A 20,431-nucleotide genomic window follows, 5' to 3' on the forward strand; every position below is an offset into this window, starting at 1 on the left:
CCGCCTCATGTCGATCTATCCCTTCGGTGACCGAAGACTGTCAGAACGATCTTGGGAGCGACTTGGCGGCGACTTGGAGCCGACTTGGAGGAGTCTTGGAGCGGACGTGGCGGCGCCACGGGGGGTTCGCGTGGCGACAGAAAGTGTCAGGTCATGCTCATGTCAGTCAATCGGGCAAAGAAAGCGCCCGGTGGCGACGGGCGTGACGCCCGTCACCACCGGGCAGTCGGCGGGACCCTACCGCCGCGCCGCGCTCACGCGCAGCCCGCGACGGGATCGCCGCGCAGGATCGAGCCGAACAGTTCCTGCAACTCCGCGCCCGGATCCACGCCGTACTCCTCGGCCAGGGTCCGCCGCGTCCGGTGATAGGCGTCGATCGCCTCGGCCCGCCGCCCGGACCGATACAGCGCCTTCATCAGCAGCCAGCTGAACCGCTCCCGGGTCGGGAAGCGCAGGGTGAGCGCGGGCAGCTCGGCGGCCACCACCGAGAAGTCGCGCTCCTCGGACAGCTTGGCCTCCCACAGGCTCTCCAGCGCCAGCAGCCTCAACTCCTCAAAGCGCGAGGCCGCTTGTGCTCCGAGCGCGTAGTCGCTCACCTCCGGGTAGGCCGACCCCCGCCACAGCGCCAACGCGCTCCCCAGCGTCCGGCCGGCCTTCTGCGGCAGCCCCGACTGGAGCAGCCGCCTGCCCTCGTGCAGCAGGCGCTCGAAGAGGGCCGCGTCGATGCAGTCGGCGTTGACCGCGAGCACGTAGCCGTTCGGCTCCCGGCGGATCACGGTGTCCCGGCATCTGGGGGGCCGGTTCGGCTCCAGCAGCCGCCGGAGGTTGGACACGTAGCTGTGCAGGTTCGCCATGACGTCGTTCGGAGGGTTCCTCGGCCAGACGGCCTCGGTGAGCTGCTCCGCCGTCACCGGCCGACCCGGCGTCAGAAGAAGGGCGGACAAAACCGCCCGCTGGCGCGCCGATCCTGGATTCACTGGTATTCCGTCGGCCTGGACCGCTAACGGCCCGAGGACCTGGAAATTCATTGCGTGACCCCTCGCCACAAGTCACCCCCAGTAATGAATAAACGTGTGGATCGCTCGAGAATCGACATGCTTCCGGGATTGAACCCGGAGAGTCCCGAGGGTTCTCGTGCGGTTGACGACAGACTACTTGTAAATCACCCCGAGAGAAGGTCTAGATCGGTGACGCCCCTCTTGGTATGGCGTGCTGACGTGCGATCATGTCCGCCGGGCGGGGCGGCCGCCGCTCCGCCTGTTCAGGGGGCCGGAACACCGGCCCGGCGGCCCCGGTACGCCGTCGGATCGAAGTTTGGCGTGATCTCACTCACGTGTGGCCGGGCGGCCCTTGAACGTTGCACATTCTCCTTCGTCGCTCGGGTTCCATGGGCTCTTGTAGGAGTCCCCGTCGGTATGGTAGTCGCGTGAATACACGTCAAGTCAGGTTTACCGGGCGACGATCCGGTGATCGAGTGCGGACGGGCATATCAACGAATCCATTAGGAGCGGCAGTTGGTGACTCCTGGGGCTCCGGAGGCGCCCGTGGCCGCGTCCGGTCGCAGCCCGCGCAGCCGCGCTGACCTTCCGTCACGGAGCCGAGGTCCGTCCGGCCCGGAGACACGACCCTTCCGGCCCGGACCCAAGGTTCGGCCGCTGACCGTTGCGATCCGGTCAACCCGCTCGCGGCCCGGGCGGAGTTCGCCCGGATCCCCTGCGGCCCGGGCCGACGGCTCCTAGGCTCGCCGACACGCCGCGGACACACCGTGGTCGGAGAGGGGAGCCCGTGGCCCGCAGGCCGGTACGCCGTCGCCGCCGTTCCACCGCCCGCCGGCTGCGGCGGGCCCGGGAGAACGCGCTGATCCTGATGGCGGCGGCGCTGGCCGTGGTCGCCCTGGTCTCCGCGGTGCTCAGCTGGCTGGCCCGCCACCTGCTGCTGCTCGGCGTGCTGCTGGCGGGCGCCGCGCTGGTGGCCGCCGTCGTCCTGCGGGTCCGGACACTGGCCCGCCGCCGGGAGCTGGCCGCCCGGGTCGCGCAGCTGCGCCACATCGGCCCGTTCCTGAGCATGACCCCGAAGGCCTTCGAACACGCCCTGGCGGACCTGTGCCGGCGGGACGGCTGCACAAAGGTGACGGTGGTCGGCGGGGCCGGCGACCTCGCGGCCGACGTCCTGGCGACCACCCCGGCCGGGCAGCGGCTGCTGATCCAGGCCAAGCGGTACGGGCCGCGGACCTTCGTCGGCTCCGAGGACGTGCAGAAGGTCAACGGCACCTACCGCGACGTCCACCGCTGCGACCTCGCGGCCGTGGTCACCACCAGCTCCCTCACCAAGGCCGCCACGGCGTTCTGCGACCAGGTCGGCATCCGGGTGGTCGACCGGCGGGCGCTCGCCCTCTGGGCGGAGGGCACGGGCCGCCCGCCCTGGGCCTGACCGGCCCGAGGTCGGAGGCCTGCGTCGGCGGAGGGGTTTTTCGGGGTCGGGCGGGCCCCTGGGTAGGGTGGCGTCGCAGCACCCAGCACATCGTGGACCGACCGGCACAAGGAGCAGACGTGAGCGAGGCGGCGTCCATCGCCCAGCAGCAGGAGATCGCCCGGGACCTCCAGGTCGCCGAGACCTTCGACCCGGAGCTGGAGATCGAGCGCCGGGTGGCCTTCCTCACCGAGCGGCTGGTCTCCACCGGCCTGCGCTCCCTGGTGCTCGGCATCAGCGGCGGCGTCGACTCCACCACCGCCGGCCGGCTCTGCCAGCTCGCGGTCGAGCGGGCCCGTGCCGCCGGGCACGAGGCGCGCTTCTACGCGATGCGCCTGCCCTACGGCGTCCAGGCCGACGAGCGCGACGCCCAGCTCGCGCTGTCCTTCATCCAGGCCGACGAGGTGCTGACGGTGGACGTCAAGCCGGCCAGCGACGCGGCCGCCGAGGCCGCGCTGGCCGCCGGCGTGACCTTCCGCGACGCCGCGCACCAGGACTTCGTGACCGGCAACATCAAGGCCCGCCAGCGCATGATCGCCCAGTACGCGGTGGCCGGCGCGGCCAACGGCCTGGTGGTCGGCACCGACCACGCCGCCGAGGCCGTCTCGGGCTTCTTCACCAAGTTCGGCGACGGCGCCGCCGACCTGGTCCCGCTGACCGGCCTCACCAAGCGCCGGGTGCGCGCCGTCGCGCAGGCCCTGGGCGCGCCCGCCGAGCTGGTCTGGAAGGTCCCGACCGCCGACCTGGAGACCCTCGACCCGGGCAAGGCCGACGAGGACGCGCTCGGCGTCACCTACGACGACATCGACGACTTCCTGGAGGGCAAGCCGGTCGACGGCCGGGCCTTCGAGATCATCGTCAACCGCTACCGCCTGACCGAGCACAAGCGCCAGCTGCCGATCGCCCCCTGACCACCCCCGGCACGGCGACCCGCCCGGGCCGCCGTGCCGTCGTCAGCGCCCGTCGCGCTCACCCGGACGTCGGCACCTGGTCCAGCACCGCGAGCCGCGCGTTCGCCGTCCGGATGCTCCCGCACACCACGCGGGCGCCGCCGATCCGGTAGTCGTCCCCGCTGCCCGTGGCCTTGAGCGCCGCGCCCTGCAGCGAGGTGTAGGACTTGTCCGCCAAGTCGGCCTTGCGGAGGTCGCGGACCACGATCAGCCGGCGCAGCAGGTCGCTCGCCCCCGGCTGGGTGCCGAGCGCCTTCCGCTGGTCCTCCGGCAGCTTGGCGAAGGCCGCGTCGTTCGGCGCGAAGACCGTGACGTTGTCCATCGAGTCGAACAGGTCCTTGGCCTTGGCGGTCTTGATCAGCCCGGACATCGTGGTGAGGTCGCTGGTCCGGTCGATCGCCGACAGGACCGGGACGCCCCCGATCGCCTCCAGGCTGCCGGGACCGTCGGTGGGCAGGGTGGCGCAGCTCGGACCGAACGGCCGCTCCGGCGGGGGCGCCGCAGGAGCCGCCGCGGCCGCGGGGGCGGCACCGCCGTCACCGCCGGAGCCGTCGTCGGACGGCCCCGCACAGCCCGCCAGCGGCGCGAGGGCGAACGCCAGGGCGAGCGCGGGAGCGAGCGCGGGGACCGCGAGCGGGACGGGGCGAGGCGTGCGACGGCGCATGCGGAGTCCTCCTCAGGGATGAGCGGTCCGGCCCGGTGGGTGCCGGATACGCCCCAGATAGTGACACTTCGCCTGGATCCGCTGTGGGAGGTCCCGCGCCGACGGCGTCACCAGTCACCCTTCCAGCACCCTCCCAGCACCCCCGGCACCCCACCCCGGCGCCGGGGCCGCGCCCGCGGGCCGGGGGAGGACCCCGGCGGGCGGACGCGGCCCCGGCGCCGTCGGAGCACGGTCAGCGGCGGCTCCGGCGCAGTGCGATCAGCAGACCGCCGGCGGCGAGCGCCAGGGCCGCGACCAGCCCGGCGGAGCCCGATCCGCCCGACCCGGTCGGCGGCAGCGGACCGCCCGTCGGGCTGGGCTTCGGCGACGGCGACGGCTTCGGCGGGTTGACGGTGCTGCTGGTGGTGCAGCTCCCGCCGCCGGCCGACCCGTCCGCCGCCGCCCGGGCGGCCCGGACCGACCGGGCGGACGCGGCCGGGCAGTTGCTCCCGTCCCCGAGCGACACCACCCGGTTGACGAGCTGCTGCCCGCCGGTCCCCGTCCCGACCGTGAAGGTGTAGGTGAGGGTCTCGGTGGCACCCGGGCGCAGGTCGAGCGTCCAGGTCAGCAGCGGCCGGCTGTAGTCGACCCGCCCGGCGGTGGCCCGGGCGTCACCCGCGTACGCCGCGGCGCCCAGCACCCCGGTGAAGTCGTCCACGACGGTGGCGCCGTGGTAGGTGCCGGTGGCCAGGTTGGTCGCGGTGACGGTGTAGGTGACCGTGTCCCCGGGGTTCGGACTGGCCGGGGAGACCTGCTTGTCCAGCCGCAGGTCGTGCCGGACGGTGATCGGCTCGCTCGGGGTGGCGGTCGCGGCGTGCGTCGGCGTGGCCGGGTCGGGCCCGCCGGTGACGAGGGCCGAGTTCACCGGCACCTCGGTGGCGTCCGGCGAGAGCGTGCCGGAGACCGTGTACGTCGCCGTCGCCCCGACGGCCAGCTCGATGGCCGGGCAGGTCGCGACCCCGTCGGCGGCCGGGCAGCGGCTGCCGTCCGCGTCGGCGGTCATCACCGGGGCGTCCAGCTGCCGGGGGAACCGGTCGCTGACGACGACGTCACGGGCCCGGGAGGGGCCGTCATTGGTGACGGACACCCGCCAGGCGATCGGCGCACCGGCCACCACGGGCGAGGTCAGCAGCACCTTGGAGACGGTCAGCGCGGCCTGCGGCGACGGCGTGACAGTCGGCGAGGCGACCGCCGTGTGGGTGGGCGTGGCCAGATCCGGCCCGCCGGTCACGGTGGCGGTGTTGACCGGCACCGAGGTGGCGGCGGGGTCGAGCGTGCCCGCGACGGTGAAGGTCGCCGTCGCACCGACCGCGATGTCCACCGCCGGGCAGGTCGCCGTGCCGTCGGCGATCGGGCAGGCAGCCCCGGTGGCGTCCACGGTCACCGTGGCGCCGAGCACCTGGGCCGGGATCCGGTCGCTGAGGACGACACCGCGGGCGGTCGACGGCCCGTTGTCGGTCACCGCCACCCGCCACTGGATCCGCTGCCCGGGCACGACGGGGTCGGTCAGCAGGACCTTCGAGACGGTGAGGCGCGCGTTCGGCTGGACCGGCCCGGTCGGGGTGGCGGTCGCGGTGTTGTCCGACGGATCCGGGTCCGGCCCGCCGGTGACGGAGGCGACGTTCACCGGCGCCCCGGTCGCGGCGGCGTCGAGCGTGCCGGTGAGGGTGTAGGAGACGGTGCCGCCGGCCGGGATCTCGACGGCGGGGCAGGTGGCGGTGCCGTTGGTGATCGGGCAGGGCGTGCCGTCGGCGTCCGCCGTCATCGCGGGGTTGAGCACGCCGGCGGGGACGGTGTCGGCGACGACCACGTCACGCGCCCGGGACGGCCCGTTGTTGGTGACCGTCACCCGCCACTGGATCTGCCGGCCCGGGACGACGGGGTCGGTCAGCAGGACCTTCGAGATCGCGAGGTCGGCCTGGGGCGAGGGCGTGGTGGTCGGGGTCGCGACGGTGGTGTGGGTGGGCGTGGCCGGGTCGGGGCCGCCGGTGACCACTGCCGAGTTAGTGGGTGTCACGGTGGCGTTGGGGTCGAGCGTGCCCGTGAGGGTCCAGGTGAGCGTCTGGCCGGCCGGGATCTCGACGGCGGGGCAGGTGGCGGTGCCGTTGGTGATCGGGCAGGGGGTGCCGTCGGCCGCGGTCATGCTCGCGCCGGTGACGCCTGTCGGGACCTGGTCGGTGACCACCACGTCACGGGCTCGGGAGGGGCCGTTGTTGGTCACCGTGACCTGCCACTGGATCTGCTGGCCGGGGACGACGGGGTTGGTGAGCAGGGCCTTCGCGACGGTGAGGTTGGCCTGGGGCGAGGGTGTCGTGGTCGGGGTCGCGACGGTGGTGTGGGTGGGCGTGGCCGGGTCGGGGCCGCCGGTGACCACTGCCGAGTTAGTGGGTGTCACGGTGGCGTTGGGGTCGAGCGTTCCCGTGAGGGTCCAGGTGAGTGTCTGGCCGACCTCGATCTCGACGGCGGGGCAGGTGGCGGTGCCGTTGGTGATCAGGCAGGGGGTGCCGTCGGCGGCGGTCATGCTCGCGCCGGTCACACCTGCCGGGACCTGGTCGGTGACCACTACATCACGTGCCCGCGAGGGCCCGTTGTTGGTCACCGTGACCTGCCACTGGATCTGCTGGCCAGGGACGACCGGGTTGGTGAGCAGCGTCTTCGCGACGGTCAGGCTCGCCTGCCCGGAGGGCGTGGACGTCGGGGTCGCGACGGCCGTGTGAGTCGGGGTCGCCGGGTCCGGACCGCCGGTCACGATCGCCGTGTTGGTCGGCGTCGTGGTCGCGTTGGCGTCGAGCGTGCCCGTGAGGGTCCAGGTGAGCGTCTGGCCGACCTCGATCTCGACGGCGGGGCAGGTGGCGGTGCCGTTGGTGATCGGGCACGGGGTGCCGTCGGCGGCGCTCATGCTCGCGCCGGTGACGCCCGCCGGGACCTGGTCGGTGACCACTACATCACGGGCTCGGGAGGGCCCGTTGTTGGTCACCGTGACCTGCCACTGGATCTGCTGGCCGGGGACGACGGGGCTCGTCACGAGTGCCTTCGACACCGTGAGGTTGGCCTGGGGCGAGGGCGTCGTGGTTGGGGTCGCCACCGCCGTGTGCGTGGGGGTCGCGGGGTCTGGGCCGCCCGTCACCACCGCCGAATTCTCGGGAGTGGTAGTGGCGTTGGCGTCGAGCGTGCCGGTCAGCGTCCAGGTGAGCGTCTGGCCGACCGGGATCTCGACGGCCGGACAGGTCGCGGTGCCGCTGGTGATCGGGCAGGGGGTGGCGTCGGCGTCCGCCGCCATCGCGGGGTTGAGCACGCCGGCGGGAACGGTGTCGGTGACGACGACGTCACGGGCCCGGGAGGGGCCGTTGTTGGTGATACTCACGCGCCACTGGATCTGCTGCCCCGGCACGACGGGGTTCGTGACGAGTGCCTTCGACACGGTGAGGTTGGCCTGGGGCGAGGGCGTCGTGGTCGGGGTGGCCACGGAGGTGTGGGTCGGGGTCGCGGGGTCGGGGCCGCCGGTCACGACTGCCGTGTTAGTGGGTGTAGCGGTCGCGTTCGGGTCTAGCGTTCCCGTGAGGGTCCAGGTGAGCGTCTGCCCGACCTCGATCTTCACCGCCGGGCAGGTGGCCGTCCCGTTCGCGACCGGGCACGGCGTGCTGTCGGCGTCGGCTGCCATCGACGTGCCCGTCACGCCGGCCGGGACCTGGTCGGTGACGACGACATCACGCGCTCGGGAGGGGCCGTTGTTGGTGACCGACACCCGCCACTGGATCTGCTGGCCGGGAACGACGGGGTTGGTCAGCAGCGCCTTGGACACCGTCAGGCTGGCCTGCGTAGAGGGAGTGGTCGTGGGCGTGGCCACGGCCGTGTGGGTCGGGGTCGCGGGATCCGGACCACCCGTCACCACCGCGGAGTTGGTCGGGGTCGTGGTGGCGTTGGCATCCAGGGTGCCCGTGAGCGTCCAGGTGAGCGTCTGCCCGACCTCGATCTCGACGGCGGGACAGGTCGCTGTGCCATTCGCGATCGGGCACGGCGTGCTGTCGGCGTCCGCCGTCATCGAGGCGCCGGTGACGCCCGCCGGGACCTGGTCGGTGACGACGACGTCACGTGCCCGGGAGGGGCCGTTGTTGGTGACCGACACCCGCCATTGGATCTGCTGGCCGGGAACGACGGGGTTGGTCAGCAGCGCCTTGGACACGGTCAGGTTGGCCTGCGTGGAGGGAGTGGTCGTGGGCGTGGCCACGGCCGTGTGGGTCGGGGTCGCGGGATCCGGGCCGCCGGTCACGATCGCCGTGTTGGTCGGGGTCGTGGTGGCGTTGGCGTCCAGGGTGCCGGTGAGCGTCCAGGTGAGCGTCTGGCCGACCTCGATCTCCACCGCCGGGCAGGTCGTGGTGCCGTTGGTGATCGGGCAGGGGGTGCCGTCCGCCGCGCTCATGCTCGCGCCGGTCACGCCCGCCGGCACCTGGTCGGTGACCACCACATCACGGGCCCGAGACGGCCCGTTGTTGGTGACGGTCACCTGCCACTGGATCTGCTGGCCAGGCACCACCGGGTTGGTCACCAGTGCCTTTGCGACGGTGAGGTTGGCCTGGGGCGAGGGTGTCGTGGTCGGGGTGGCCACGGAGGTGTGGGTCGGGGTGGCGGGGTCGGGGCCGCCGGTCACGACTGCCGTGTTAGTGGGTGTAACGGTCGCGTTGGCGTCTAGCGTTCCCGTGAGGGTCCAGGTGAGTGTCTGGCCGACCTCGATCTCCACTGCCGGGCAGGTGGCCGTGCCGTTGGTGATGGGGCACGGCGTGCCGTCGGCGTCCGCCGTCATCGAGGCGCCGGTGACGCCCGCCGGAACCTGGTCGCTGACGATGACGTCCCGTGCCCGCGAGGGACCGTTGTTGGTCACCGACACCCGCCACTGGATCTGCTGACCCGGCACGACCGGGTTCGTCACCAGAGCCTTCGAGACGGTGAGGCTCGCCTGCGCAGAGGGGGTGGACGTCGGGGTCGCCACGGCGGTGTGGGTCGGGGTCGCGGGATCCGGACCACCCGTCACCACTGCGGAGTTGGTCGGGGTCGTGGTGGCGTTGGCATCCAGGGTGCCCGTGAGCGTCCAGGTGAGCGTCTGCCCGACCTCGATCTCGACGGCGGGACAGTTCGCTGTGCCATTCGCGATCGGGCAGGGGGTGCTGTCGGCGTCCGCCGTCATCGCGGGGTTGAGGACGCCGGCGGGGACGGTGTCGGTGACGACGACGTCCCGTGCCCGGGAGGGGCCGTTATTGGTGACTGACACCCGCCACTGGATCTGCTGACCCGGCACGACCGGGTTCGTCACCAGAGCCTTCGAGACGGTGAGGCTCGCCTGCGCAGAGGGGGTGGACGTCGGGGTTGCCACTGCGGTGTGGGTCGGGGTCGCGGGGTCCGGACCGCCCGTCACCACGGCCGAGTTGGTGGGCGTGGTGGTGGCGTTGGCGTCGAGCGTGCCCGTGAGCGTCCAGGTGAGCGTCTGGCCGACCTCGATCTCCACCGCCGGGCAGGTGGCCGTTCCGTTGGTGATCGGGCACGGCGTGCCGTCGGCTGCGGCCATAGACGCGCCGGTCACGCCCGCCGGGACCTGGTCGGTGACCACCACATCACGTGCCCGAGACGGGCCGTTGTTGGTCACCGTGACCTGCCACTGGATCTGCTGGCCGGGGATGACGGGGTTCGTCACGAGCGTCTTGGCGACCGTGAGGTTGGCCTGGGGCGCGGGCGTCGTGGTCGGGGTCGCCACGGCCGTGTGCGTCGGAGTCGCGGGATCCGGACCGCCGGTCACGATCGCCGAGTTGGTCGGCGTCGTGGTGGCGTTGGCGTCCAGCGTTCCCATGAGGGTCCAGGTGAGTGTCTGGCCGACCTCGATCTCCACCGCCGGACACGTGGCCGTTCCGTTGGCGATCGGGCAGGGCGTGCCATCAGCTGCGGCCATCGACGCGCCTGTCACACCTGCCGGGACCTGGTCGCTGACCACCACGTCACGCGCCCGGGAGGGCCCGTTGTTGGTGACGGTTACCTGCCACTGGATCTGCTGACCGGGCACCACGGGGTTGGTCACGAGCGCCTTCGAGACGGTCAGGTTCGCCTGCGTGGAGGGAGTGGTCGTGGGCGTGGCCACGGCTGTGTGGGTCGGGGTTGTGGGATCCGGACCGCCGGTCACGGTCGCCGAGTTGGTCGGTGTCGTGGTGGCGTTGGGGTCGAGGGTGCCGGTGAGGGTCCAGGTGAGTGTCTGGCCGACCTCGATCTCCACGGCGGGGCAGGTGGCGGTGCCGTTGGTGATCGGGCAGGCGGTGCCATCGGCGGCGGCCATCGAGGCGCCGGTCACGCCCGCCGGGATCTGGTCGCTGACGACGACGTCACGCGCCCGCGACGGCCCGTTGTTGGTCACCGTGACCTGCCACTGGATCTGCTGGCCGGGGATGACGGGGTTCGTCACGAGTGCCTTGGAAACGGTGAGGTTCGCCTGCGCAGAGGGGGTGGACGTCGGGGTCGCCACGGCTGTGTGGGTGGGCGTTGCCGGGTCGGGACCGCCCGTGACCACTGCGGAGTTGGTCGGGGTGGTGGTGGCGTTGGCGTCGAGCGTGCCGGTGAGCGTCCAGGTCAGTGTCTGCCCGACCTCGATCTCCACGGCGGGGCAGGTCGCGGTGCCGTTGGTGATCGGGCAAGGCGTGCCGTCGGCGGCGCTCATGCTCGCGCCGGTGACGCCCGCCGGCACCTGATCGGTGACGACGACGTCGCGCGCTCGTGAGGGCCCGTTGTTGGTGACGGTCACCTGCCACTGGATCTGCTGGCCGGGGATGACCGGGTTGGTGACGAGTGCCTTGGACACGGTGAGGTTGGCCTGGGGCGCGGGCGTCGTGGTCGGGGTCGCCACAGCCGTGTGCGTGGGGGTCGCCGGATCCGGACCGCCCGTCACCACAACCGAGTTGGTGGGCGTGGTGGTGGCGTTGGCGTCGAGGGTGCCCGTGAGGGTCCAGGTGAGGGTCTGGCCGACCTCGACCTCCACAGCCGGACACGTTGCCGTTCCGTTGGTGATCGGGCAGGGCGTGCCATCAGCTGCCGTCATCGACGCACCCGTCACGCCCGCCGGGACCTGGTCGGTGACGACGACGTCGCGCGCCCGTGAAGGCCCGTTGTTGGTAACCGTCACCTGCCACTGGATCTGCTGTCCAGGGACGACGGGGTTCGTCACCAGCGCCTTCGCGACGGTCAGGCTCGCCTGTGTGGAGGGAGTGGTCGTGGGCGTCGCCACAGCGGTGTGAGTTGGGGTGGCCGGGTCGGGGCCGCCGGTCACGATCGCCGTGTTAGTGGGTGTCACGGTCGCGTTCGGGTCTAGCGTGCCGGTCAGCGTCCAGGTCAGCGTCTGCCCGACCGGGATCTCCACGGCCGGACAGGTCGCCGTCCCGTTCGCGATCGGGCACGGGGTGCCGTCGGCTGCGGTCATCGACGCGCCGGTGACGCCCGCCGGGACCTGGTCGGTGACCACGACATCACGTGCCCGGGACGGGCCGTTGTTCGTCACCGTGACCTGCCACTGGATCTGCTGACCCGGCACGACGGGGTTGGTCACGAGCGCCTTCGAGACGGTCAGGTTCGCCTGCGTGGACGGCGTAGCGGTGGGCGTGGCGACGGCCGTATGGGTCGGCGTCGCCGGGTCGGGGCCGCCGGTCACGACCGCCGTGTTAGTGGGTGTAGCGGTCGCGTTGGCGTCTAGCGTTCCCGTGAGGGTCCAGGTGAGTGTCTGGCCGACGGGGATCTCCACCGCCGGACAGGTCGCCGTCCCGTTCGCGATCGGGCAGGCCGCGCCGCCGGCGTCGGCCGTCATCGACGCGCCCGTCACACCGGCGGGAACGGCATCGGACACCACCACGTTCCGGGCCGTCGACGGACCGTTGTTGGTCACGCTGACCCGCCACTGGATCTGCTGACCCGGCACGACGGGGTTGGTCACCAGCGCCTTCGAGACCGTCAGGTTCGCCTGTGTGGAGGGAGTGGTCGTGGGCGTCGCCACGGCCGTGTGAGTCGGGGTGGCAGGGTCGGGGCCGCCGGTCACGACCGCCATGTTCGTCGGCGTGACCGTGGCGTCGGAGGCGAGGGTGCCGCTGAGCGTCCAGCTCAGCGACTGCCCGACCGCGAGCTCGACCGCCGGGCAAGTGGCCGTGCCGTTGGTGATCGGGCACGGCGCGCCGCTGGCGTCGGACGTCATCGAAGCACCGGTCACCCCGGCGGGCACCTGGTCGCTGACGACGACGTCACGCGCCCGGGACGGGCCGTTGTTGGTCACCGTGACCCGCCACTGGATCTGCTGTCCGGGCACCACGGGGTTGGTGAGCAGGGACTTCGACACGGTCAGGTTCGCCTGCGCGGAGGGCGTGGCTGTCGAGGACGCCACGGCGGTGTGGGTCGGGGTCGCCGAGTCCGGGCCGCCGGTCACGATCGCCGTGTTAGTGGGTGTAGCGGTCGCGTTCGGGTCTAGCGTTCCGGTCAGCGTCCAGGTCAGCGTCTGACCGACCGGGATCTCCACCGCCGGACAGGTCGCCGTCCCGTTCGCGATCGGGCAGGCCGCGCCTCCGCTGTCGGCCGTCATCGACGCGCCCGTGACCCCGGCCGGCACGGCATCGGACACCACGACGTTGCGGGCCGTCGACGGGCCGTTGTTGGTCACGCTGACCCGCCACTGGATCTGCTGACCGGGCACCACCGGGTTGGTCACCAGCACCTTCGACACGACCAGGCTCGCCTGCGGAGACGGCGACGCGGTCGGGGTTGCCACCGCCGTGTGGGTGGGCGTCGCCGGGTCGGGGCCGCCCGTCACCACCACCGAGTTAGAGGGTGTCACGGTCGCGTTCGCATCCAGCGTTCCAGTCAGTGTCCAGGTCAGCGACTGACCGGCGTCGAGCTCGACGGCCGGGCAGGTGGCCGTGCCGTTGGCGATCGGGCAGGCCGCGCCACCGGCGTCGGCCGTCATCGACGCGCCCGTCACCCCGGCCGGGATCCGGTCGGTGACGACGACGTCACGTGCCCGCGACGGGCCGTTGTTGGTCACCGTCACCCGCCACTGGATCTGCTGCCCGGGGACGACCGGGTTGGTCAGCAGCGCCTTCGACACCGTCAGGTTGGCCTGCGGAGACGGCGACGCGGTCGGGGTTGCCACCGCCGTGTGGGTGGGCGTCGCCGGGTCGGGGCCGCCCGTCACGACCGCCGAGTTGGTCGGCGTGACCGTGGCGTCGGAGGCGAGCGTGCCGCTCAGGGTCCAGCTCAGCGACTGGCCGACCGCGAGCTCGACCGCCGGGCAGGTGGCCGTGCCGTTGGCGATCGGGCAGGCCGCGCCTCCGGTGTCGGCCGTCATCGAGGCGCCCGTGACGCGGGCCGGGATCTGGTCGGTGACCACGACGTTCCGGGCCCGGGACGGGCCGTTGTTGGTCACAGTGACCCGCCACTGGATCTGCTGCCCGGGCACCACGGGGTTGGTGAGTAGCGCCTTCGACACGGTCAGGTTGGCCTGCGGCGACGGCGACGCCGTGGGGGAGGCGACGGCCGTGCGCGTCGGGGTCGCGGGGTCCGGGCCGCCGGTGACCGTCGCGGTGTTGGAGGGTGTACCGGCCGCGTTCGGGTCCAGCGTGCCGCTGAGCGTCCAGGAGACCGAGCCGCCGACCGGGATCTCCACAGCCGGACAGGTCGCCGTCCCGTTGGCGATCGTGCAGGCCGCACCGCCCACGTCCGCCGTCATCGACGCCCCCGTCACACCGGCCGGCACCGCATCCGTGACCACGACGTTCCGGGCCCGGGACGGGCCGTTGTTGGTCACCGTGACCCGCCACTGGATCTGCCGGCCCGGCACCACCGGGCTGGTGAGCAGGGACTTCGACACCGTCAGCTCGGCCCGCGGCGACGGCGATGCGGTGGGGGACGCCACCGCCGTGTGGGTGGGGGTCGCGGGATCCGGGCCGCCGGTCACGATCGCAGTGTTAGTGGGTGTAGCGGTCGCGTTCGGGTCTAGCGTTCCCGTGAGGGTCCAGGTGAGTGTCTGGCCGACGGAGATCTCCACCGCCGGACAGGTCGCCGTCCCGTTCGCGATCGGGCAGGTCGCGCCTCCGCTGTCAGCCGTCATCGACGCGCCCGTCACACCGGCGGGCACGGCGTCGGACACCACCACGTTCCGGGCCCGGGACGGACCGTTGTTGGTCACGCTCACCCGCCACTGGATCTGCTGCCCGGGGACGACCGGGTTGGTGAGCAGCGCCTTCGAGACCGACAGGCTCGCCTGCGGCGACGGCGACGCGGTGGGGGAGGCGACGGCCGTGCGGGTCGGGGTGGCCGGGTCGGGGCCGCCGGTGACCGTGGCGGTGTTAGAAGGTGTAGCGGTCGCGTTGGGGTCAAGCGTGCCGCTGAGCGTCCAGGAGACCGAGCCGCCGACCGGGATCTCGACCGCCGGGCAGGTGGCCGTCCCATTGGCAATCGTGCAGGCCGTGCCCCCGCCGTCAGGCGTCATCGTCGCCCCCGTCACCCCGGCCGGGATCCGGTCGCTGACGACCACGTTCCGGGCCCGCGACGGGCCGCTGTTGGAGACCGTCACCCGCCACTGGATCTGCCGGCCCGGGACCACCGGGTTGGTCAGCAGCGCCTTCGAGATGGCCAGGGTCGCCTGCCCGCCCGGCGGGATCGGGTTGGAAGTGCTGGTGCAGTTCGGGGAGCAGCCCGGGTCGGTGGCGCCGCCGGGCGGGGTGACGGTGGCCCGGTTGTCGAGCGAGCCGCTGGCGTCGGCCGGGACGGTGCCGGTGAGCGTGTAGGTCACCTGGCCGCCGGCGAGGATGTTGACGGTGGTGCCGATGTTGCCGGTGCCGGACGCGGGGCTGCCGCAGCTGCTGCCCGCGGTGGCCGCGCAGGTCCAGGTGAAGTTCTGGATGGAGGCGGGCAGGGTGTCCTGGACGCTCACGCCGGTCGCGTCGGACGGGCCGCTGTTCTTCACCACGATCGTGTAGGTGAGCGGCTGGCCGGGCACGTACGGGTTCTTGTCCGGCGTCTTGGTGACGGACAGGCCGGTGGTCGGCTGCGCGGGCGTGTCGATGGTGCTGGAGCAGGTCGGACCGCAGTTGGGGTCGGTGCTGGCGGACGGCCGGGTGACCGTGGCGGTGTTGGAGAGGGTGCCGGTGGTGGAGGACGGCACGGTGCCGGTCACGGTGTAGGTGACGCTGTCGCCGGCCGCGACGGTGGCCGTGGTGTCGATGCTGCCGGTGCCGCTCGCCGCTCCGCAGGCACTGCCCGCGCCGCCGGCCGCGCAGGTCCAGGTGAAGCCGTTGAGCGCGGACGGGAGGGCGTCGCGGACAGCCGCGTTGACGGCGGGCGCGGGACCGCTGTTGCGGACCACGACCGTGTAGGTCAGCGGCTGGCCGGGGACGTACCGGGCCTTGTCGGCGGTCTTGGCGATGGACAGACCGACCCGGGTCTGCCACTCGATGACGACCTCGCCGTTGCCGCCGCCGGTGGTGCCGCCGCCGTCCCCGATGCCGCTGGCGTACTGCGCGTCGGAGCGGCCGCCCGAGGCACCACCGGTGCCGTTCGCCGAGCTGTTGGCGCCGTTGGAGGTCTGGGCGTTGCTGACGCCGGCGCCCCGGATGTAGCCGGAGCCGCCGCCGCCCATGCCGTTGGCCTGCAGGGTGCCGCCGCGCTGGCAGGCGCCGCCGCCACCGCCGAACCAGCCGCCACCACCACCGCCGCCCCGCGCCCCGTCACCGGCCCGGCCTCCTCCGCGCCCAGCGGCCCGGTGGAGATCACCTGCCGCGAGGAGCGGCTGGACATCGGCACCGAGTGGCACGTGCTGGGCACCGCCAAGCTGCGCAAGTACGTGACCAGCGAGCCGGTGGAGCGCCGGGTCCAGCTGGTGCGCGAGCGGGTGCGGGTCGAGCGGATCCCGGTCGGCGAGGCGGAGCGGGCCTCGCTCAGCGAGAAGGAGATCGCCGAGGCGGTGGAGGAGGTCACCCTGCGCGAGGAGCGCCCGCTGGTCCGCAAGTACCTGGCGCCGATCGAGCGGGTCCGCCTGGTGGTCGAGCGCTACACCACCGAGGAGGTGATCCGGGAGGAGCTGCGGCGCGAGCACGTCGAGATCCACGACGGCACCGCGGCCGCCGCCGAGGCCCAGGCCCAGGCCCAGGCCCGCCCCGGCACCCCGGTCCATCCCGCCTGATCCCGGCACCGCCCCGGACCCCGGCCACCCGGCCGGGGTCCTTTCTCTTTGCCAAGGCTTAACCAATGGATATTTGACACACTGAAGTATCTCCCTGCATGGTTACTTCAGTTCATTCACTATGTACGGGAGGAAGCAACCGTGAGTGAGGCACCACAGCCCACCACCGCGGCCGAGAAGCAGAGCAGCGCCCGGGTCCTGCCGGCCCTCATCCTGGCGATGCTGTCGTTCAGCGTGGTGCAGACCGCGGTCGTCCCGATCCTGCCCTCGCTCGCCAAGGAACTGAGCGTCTCCGGCTCCAGCATCACCTGGCTGATGACGGCCAACCTGCTGTCCGCCGCCGTGCTCACGCCCCTGCTGGGGCGCTTCGGCGACCTGCGCGGCCGCAAGCCCATGCTGCTGATCTCGCTGGGCGGCCTGGTCGCGGGCTCCGCCCTCGCGGTCTCCACCCACTCCTTCACCTGGCTGGTCGTCGCCCGCGTCCTGCAGGGCGCCGGCGGTGGCGTGCTCCCGCTGGCGATCAGCATCGTCCGCGACGAGCTGCCCAAGCAGAAGGTGACCGGCGGCGTCGCCGCCATCAGCGCCTCGATGGGCGTCGGCAGCGGCCTCGGCCTGGTCGCCACCGGCCTGCTGCTGGAGCACTGGAGCTACAAGTCGATCTTCTGGATGGGCCTGTTCTTCGGCCTGCTCGCGGTCGCCCTGGTCGCCCTCCGGGTGCCCACCGACCCGGTCACCGACAAGGAGGGCGGCGCCGACCCGCTCGGCGCGGTCACCCTGGCCGGCTGGCTCTCCGCCCTGCTGGTCGCGGTCAGCCAGGGCAACACCTGGGGCTGGACCTCGACCAAGACCCTCGGCCTGTTCGCCGTCGCCGCCGTGGTCGCCCTGATCTGGGGGATCATCGAGGTCAAGGTCGCGCACCCGCTGGTCGACATGAAGATGATGTCCCGCCCGGCCGTCGCCTTCACCAACCTGGCCGGCCTGCTGATCGGCTTCGGCATGTACGGCTCGTTCATGGTGATCAGCAACTTCGCCCAGACCCCGGAGAAGTTCGCCCACTACGGCTTCACCGCCACCGTGCTGCACGCCGGCGTGATGCTGCTGCCCTCCGCCCTCGGCTCGATGATCGCCGCCCCGCTGGGCGCGATGCTGATCGCCCGCCGCGGCCCGCGCCTGCCGCTGGTCCTCGGTGGCGTCCTCGGCTCCGTCGCGATGGCCTACCTGGCCCTGCGGCACAGCCACGAGGGCGACATCTACCTCTCCTCGGCGATCTTCGGCCTCGGCATCGGCCTCGCCTTCTCGGCGATGCCCGCCTACATCAACGGCGCCGTCCCGGTCGAGCAGAGCGGCATCGCCAACGGCATGAACGCCGTGCTGCGCACCGTCGGCGGCGCGATCGGCACCGCCGTCATGGCCGCCATCCTGACCGGCGACACCATGAAGCTCCCGATCCCGGTCAAGCTGCCCACCCTGGACGCCTACCAGCACGCGTTCTGGACCGCCGCCGTGGTCTGCGTCGTGGCCGGCGCCGTGCCGTTCCTCATCCGCACCGTCAAGCCCGCCACCACCGTGGCCTCGGGCAACCTGGTCGCGGACCGGATCTCCGGCCCCCAGCCGGTGAAGACCGACGCCTGACGAGGCGTCCGACCCCGCGCCCAGGGACAGGGCGCGGGGGCCGGACCCGGACGGTCGCCGAGGGCATCGCGACCGTCCGAGCCCGGAACCGCACGCGGCCCCACCCGGACTCCTGCCGGGTGGGGCCGCTTCGCGTTTCCGCCGGGCACGCCCTACGGCGCCGAGCCGTCCGCCGCCGTCCCCTCAGCCTCCTCCTCGCCCGGCCCGCCGTCGGCCCCGCGCAGCGGCAGCGGCCGGGCCGGCTCCAGGTCCGGATCCTCCACCGCGAAGGTCCGCACCCGCCCCGGCCCGCTCCACGGCGTCTCGAACCGCACCGTCACCCGCCCCACCCCGCTGCCCTGCACCCACCCCGGCCCGAACTCCGCGTGCCGCACGTCCTGCCCCGGCAGCCAGCGCCGCACCGCCGGCTCCTCCTCGGCCGCCGCCGGCTCCTCCTCCGCGCCGGCCCCCGCCTCGGCCTCGGCCGCCGCCTCCTCCCGGACCGCCTGGGCGAACAGGTCCTCCTGGGTGTAGTCGGCCAGCTGCGCCACCCCGACGCCCAGCAGCCGCACCCCGCCCGTGATGTCCACCTGGGCGGCCAGCCGGCGCGCCGTCTCGACGATCACCGTCTCGTCGTCCGTCGGCCCGCGCAGCGTCTCCGAACGGGTCAGCGTCGAGAAGTCGAACCGCCGGACCTTCAGCACCACCGTCCGCCCCGACCGCCCGGCGCCGCGCAACCGCCGCACGCACCGCACCGCCAGCGTCTCCACCTCGCGCAGCACCCGGTCCCGGTCGGCCAGGTCCACCTCGAAGGTGTCCTCCACCGAGACCGACTTGGCGTCCTGGTCCGCCACCACCGGCCGGTCGTCCAGCCCCAACGACATCTGGTGCACCCCGGCCCCGTGCGCCCGCCCGAGCAGCTGCACCAGCTCCGCCTCCCCCGCCTCCGCGAGCTCGGCCACCGTGTTCAGCCCCGCCCGGCGCAGCACCTGCTCGGTGGCCGGACCGACCCCCGGCAGCGCCCGCACCGGCATCGGCCCGAGCACCGCGCGCTCCTGCCCGGGCTCGATCAGCACCAACCCGTCCGGCTTGGCCTGCTCGGAGGCGATCTTGGCCATCAGCTTCGACCCGGCCGCCCCCACCGAGGCGGTCAGCCCGGACCGCCGCAGGATGTCCGCGCGCAGGTCCTCGGCCAGCGCCAGCACCAGCCGCTCCCCCGTCCGGTGGTCCGCCGCCGCCAGCGCCGGGCCGTACGGACCGGCCTCCAGGTCGACGAAGGCCTCGTCCAGGCTGAGCGGCTGCACCAGCGGCGACAGCTCCCGCAGCAGCCCCATCACTATCTCGCTCACCTGCCGGTACGCCTCGAAGCGGCCCGCCAGGAAGGCCGCGTTCGGGCAGAGCCGGCGCGCCTGCGCCATCGGCATCGCCGAGTGCACACCGAACCTGCGGGCCTCGTAGGACGCGGTGGAGACCACCCCGCGCCCGCCGAGCCCGCCGACGATCACCGGCTTCCCGCGCAGGCTCGGCTTGGCCGCCTGCTCCACCGCCGCGAAGAAGGCGTCCATGTCGAGGTGGATGATGCTCGGCAGTGACCGCACCCGCCGATCATGCCGCACGGGTCCGACAACACGATCGAACCCGGCCGACCGCTCAGCGCGGCAGGTCAGCCCGGGTCTGCGCCGCCCCGGCGTCCGCCAGGGCCTGCGGGATCCCCGGCTCGCGCGGACCGAGGAACACCGGGTCCGGCCGCAGCCACGCGTTCAGCGCCGCCTTCCCCGCCCCCGGGATCTCCCGGAACCCCCCGTACAGCCAGGTGGCGTCCCGCACCTCCGGCACCCCCACCGCGTACGACTCGATCCCGGCCGCCTCGCACAGCGCCAGCGCCCGCCGGACGTGGAAGTCCTGGCTGACCAGCACCGCCCGGTCCACCCCGAAGATCCGGCGCGCCCGGGTGCAGGAGTCCCAGGTGTCGAAGCCCGCGTAGTCGCCGACCACCCGCACCTCCGGCACCCCGTGCTCGACCAGGTACCGCCGCATCGCGTCGGTCTCGTCGTAGCTGACCCGGCCGTTGTCGCCGGTCACCAGGATCGCCCGCACCTTGTGCCGCTCGTAGAGCTCCACGGCCGCGTCCAGCCGGTGCGCCAGGTACGGCGACGGCAGGCCGTCGAACAGCCCCGCTCCGAACACCACCGCCACCGGCGCCTCGGGCGCGGTCGCCACCGTCCCCACCCGGTCACCGGCCGCGAACCAGAGCCAGGCGCTCGGCGCGAGCGCCAGCGCGCAGCCGACCGTCACCGCCTGGAACAGCCGCCGCTGGGCCGACCGCCGCCGCAACCGCGGGCCGAGCCCCGCCGCCCTGCGCGCCAGCAGCCCGGGTATGCCGGAACCGAACCCCACGTGCCCTCCCTCGTCTCCCCGCACCCGACCGACGCGGTGCACCCGGCACGACGAAGCCGTGGGGCCCGAACGGTAACCCTGCGGGGCCCCCGGCTATGTGCACAGAACCCG

At 73.1% G+C, this 20,431-nt stretch carries 9 protein-coding genes; 4 read left to right on the forward strand and 5 right to left on the reverse strand.

Annotated elements, in window-relative coordinates:
• Nucleotides 1-254: 254 nt before the first annotated feature.
• On the reverse strand, nucleotides 255-1,028 hold the full coding sequence (locus AB0N76_RS26300) for an AfsR/SARP family transcriptional regulator (RefSeq protein WP_363560980.1): 774 nt from the start codon (nucleotides 1,026-1,028) through the stop codon (nucleotides 255-257).
• Between the two features lie 757 nt (nucleotides 1,029-1,785).
• On the opposite strand from AB0N76_RS26300, the gene AB0N76_RS26305 reads away from it, so the two are divergent.
• Nucleotides 1,786-2,430: a restriction endonuclease gene (locus AB0N76_RS26305; RefSeq protein WP_363560982.1), complete on the forward strand. Its 645-nt coding sequence runs from the start codon at nucleotides 1,786-1,788 to the stop codon at nucleotides 2,428-2,430.
• A 119-nt stretch (nucleotides 2,431-2,549) separates the two neighbouring features.
• Complete coding sequence (gene nadE / locus AB0N76_RS26310) at nucleotides 2,550-3,380, forward strand: ammonia-dependent NAD(+) synthetase (protein WP_363560984.1); 831 nt, start codon at nucleotides 2,550-2,552, stop codon at nucleotides 3,378-3,380.
• A gap of 58 nt (nucleotides 3,381-3,438) precedes the next feature.
• On the opposite strand, the gene AB0N76_RS26315 is transcribed toward nadE, so the two are convergent.
• A complete protein-coding gene (locus tag AB0N76_RS26315; RefSeq protein WP_363560986.1) occupies nucleotides 3,439-4,083 on the reverse strand; it encodes a fasciclin domain-containing protein in 645 nt (214 codons plus the stop codon).
• A 232-nt stretch (nucleotides 4,084-4,315) separates the two neighbouring features.
• A complete protein-coding gene (locus AB0N76_RS26320; RefSeq protein WP_363560988.1) occupies nucleotides 4,316-15,943 on the reverse strand; it encodes a hypothetical protein in 11,628 nt (3,875 codons plus the stop codon).
• On the opposite strand from AB0N76_RS26320, the gene AB0N76_RS26325 reads away from it, so the two are divergent.
• Both AB0N76_RS26325 and AB0N76_RS26330 read left to right on the forward strand, forming a co-directional pair.
• Complete coding sequence (locus AB0N76_RS26325) at nucleotides 15,893-16,312, forward strand: YsnF/AvaK domain-containing protein (RefSeq protein ID WP_363560990.1); 420 nt, start codon at nucleotides 15,893-15,895, stop codon at nucleotides 16,310-16,312. The two genes, AB0N76_RS26320 and AB0N76_RS26325, sit on opposite strands and share 51 nt — an antisense overlap.
• 141 nt (nucleotides 16,313-16,453) lie before the next feature.
• Nucleotides 16,454-17,944 carry an MFS transporter gene (locus AB0N76_RS26330; RefSeq protein WP_363560992.1) on the forward strand — a complete coding sequence of 497 codons (1,491 nt, stop codon included), beginning with the start codon at nucleotides 16,454-16,456 and terminating at the stop codon, nucleotides 17,942-17,944.
• 152 nt (nucleotides 17,945-18,096) lie between these two features.
• Here AB0N76_RS26330 and AB0N76_RS26335 read toward each other — a convergent pair whose 3' ends face one another.
• Together AB0N76_RS26335 and AB0N76_RS26340 are read right to left on the reverse strand one after the other, a co-directional pair.
• Nucleotides 18,097-19,521, reverse strand: coding sequence for a DNA polymerase IV (locus AB0N76_RS26335; RefSeq protein ID WP_363560994.1), 1,425 nt, complete (start codon nucleotides 19,519-19,521; stop codon nucleotides 18,097-18,099).
• A 52-nt stretch (nucleotides 19,522-19,573) separates the two neighbouring features.
• On the reverse strand, nucleotides 19,574-20,320 hold the full coding sequence (locus AB0N76_RS26340) for an ElyC/SanA/YdcF family protein (protein ID WP_363560996.1): 747 nt from the start codon (nucleotides 20,318-20,320) through the stop codon (nucleotides 19,574-19,576).
• Nucleotides 20,321-20,431: the final 111 nt, after the last annotated feature.

The organism is Kitasatospora sp. NPDC093806 (genome assembly GCF_040683335.1).
Taxonomy (GTDB): domain Bacteria; phylum Actinomycetota; class Actinomycetes; order Streptomycetales; family Streptomycetaceae; genus Kitasatospora.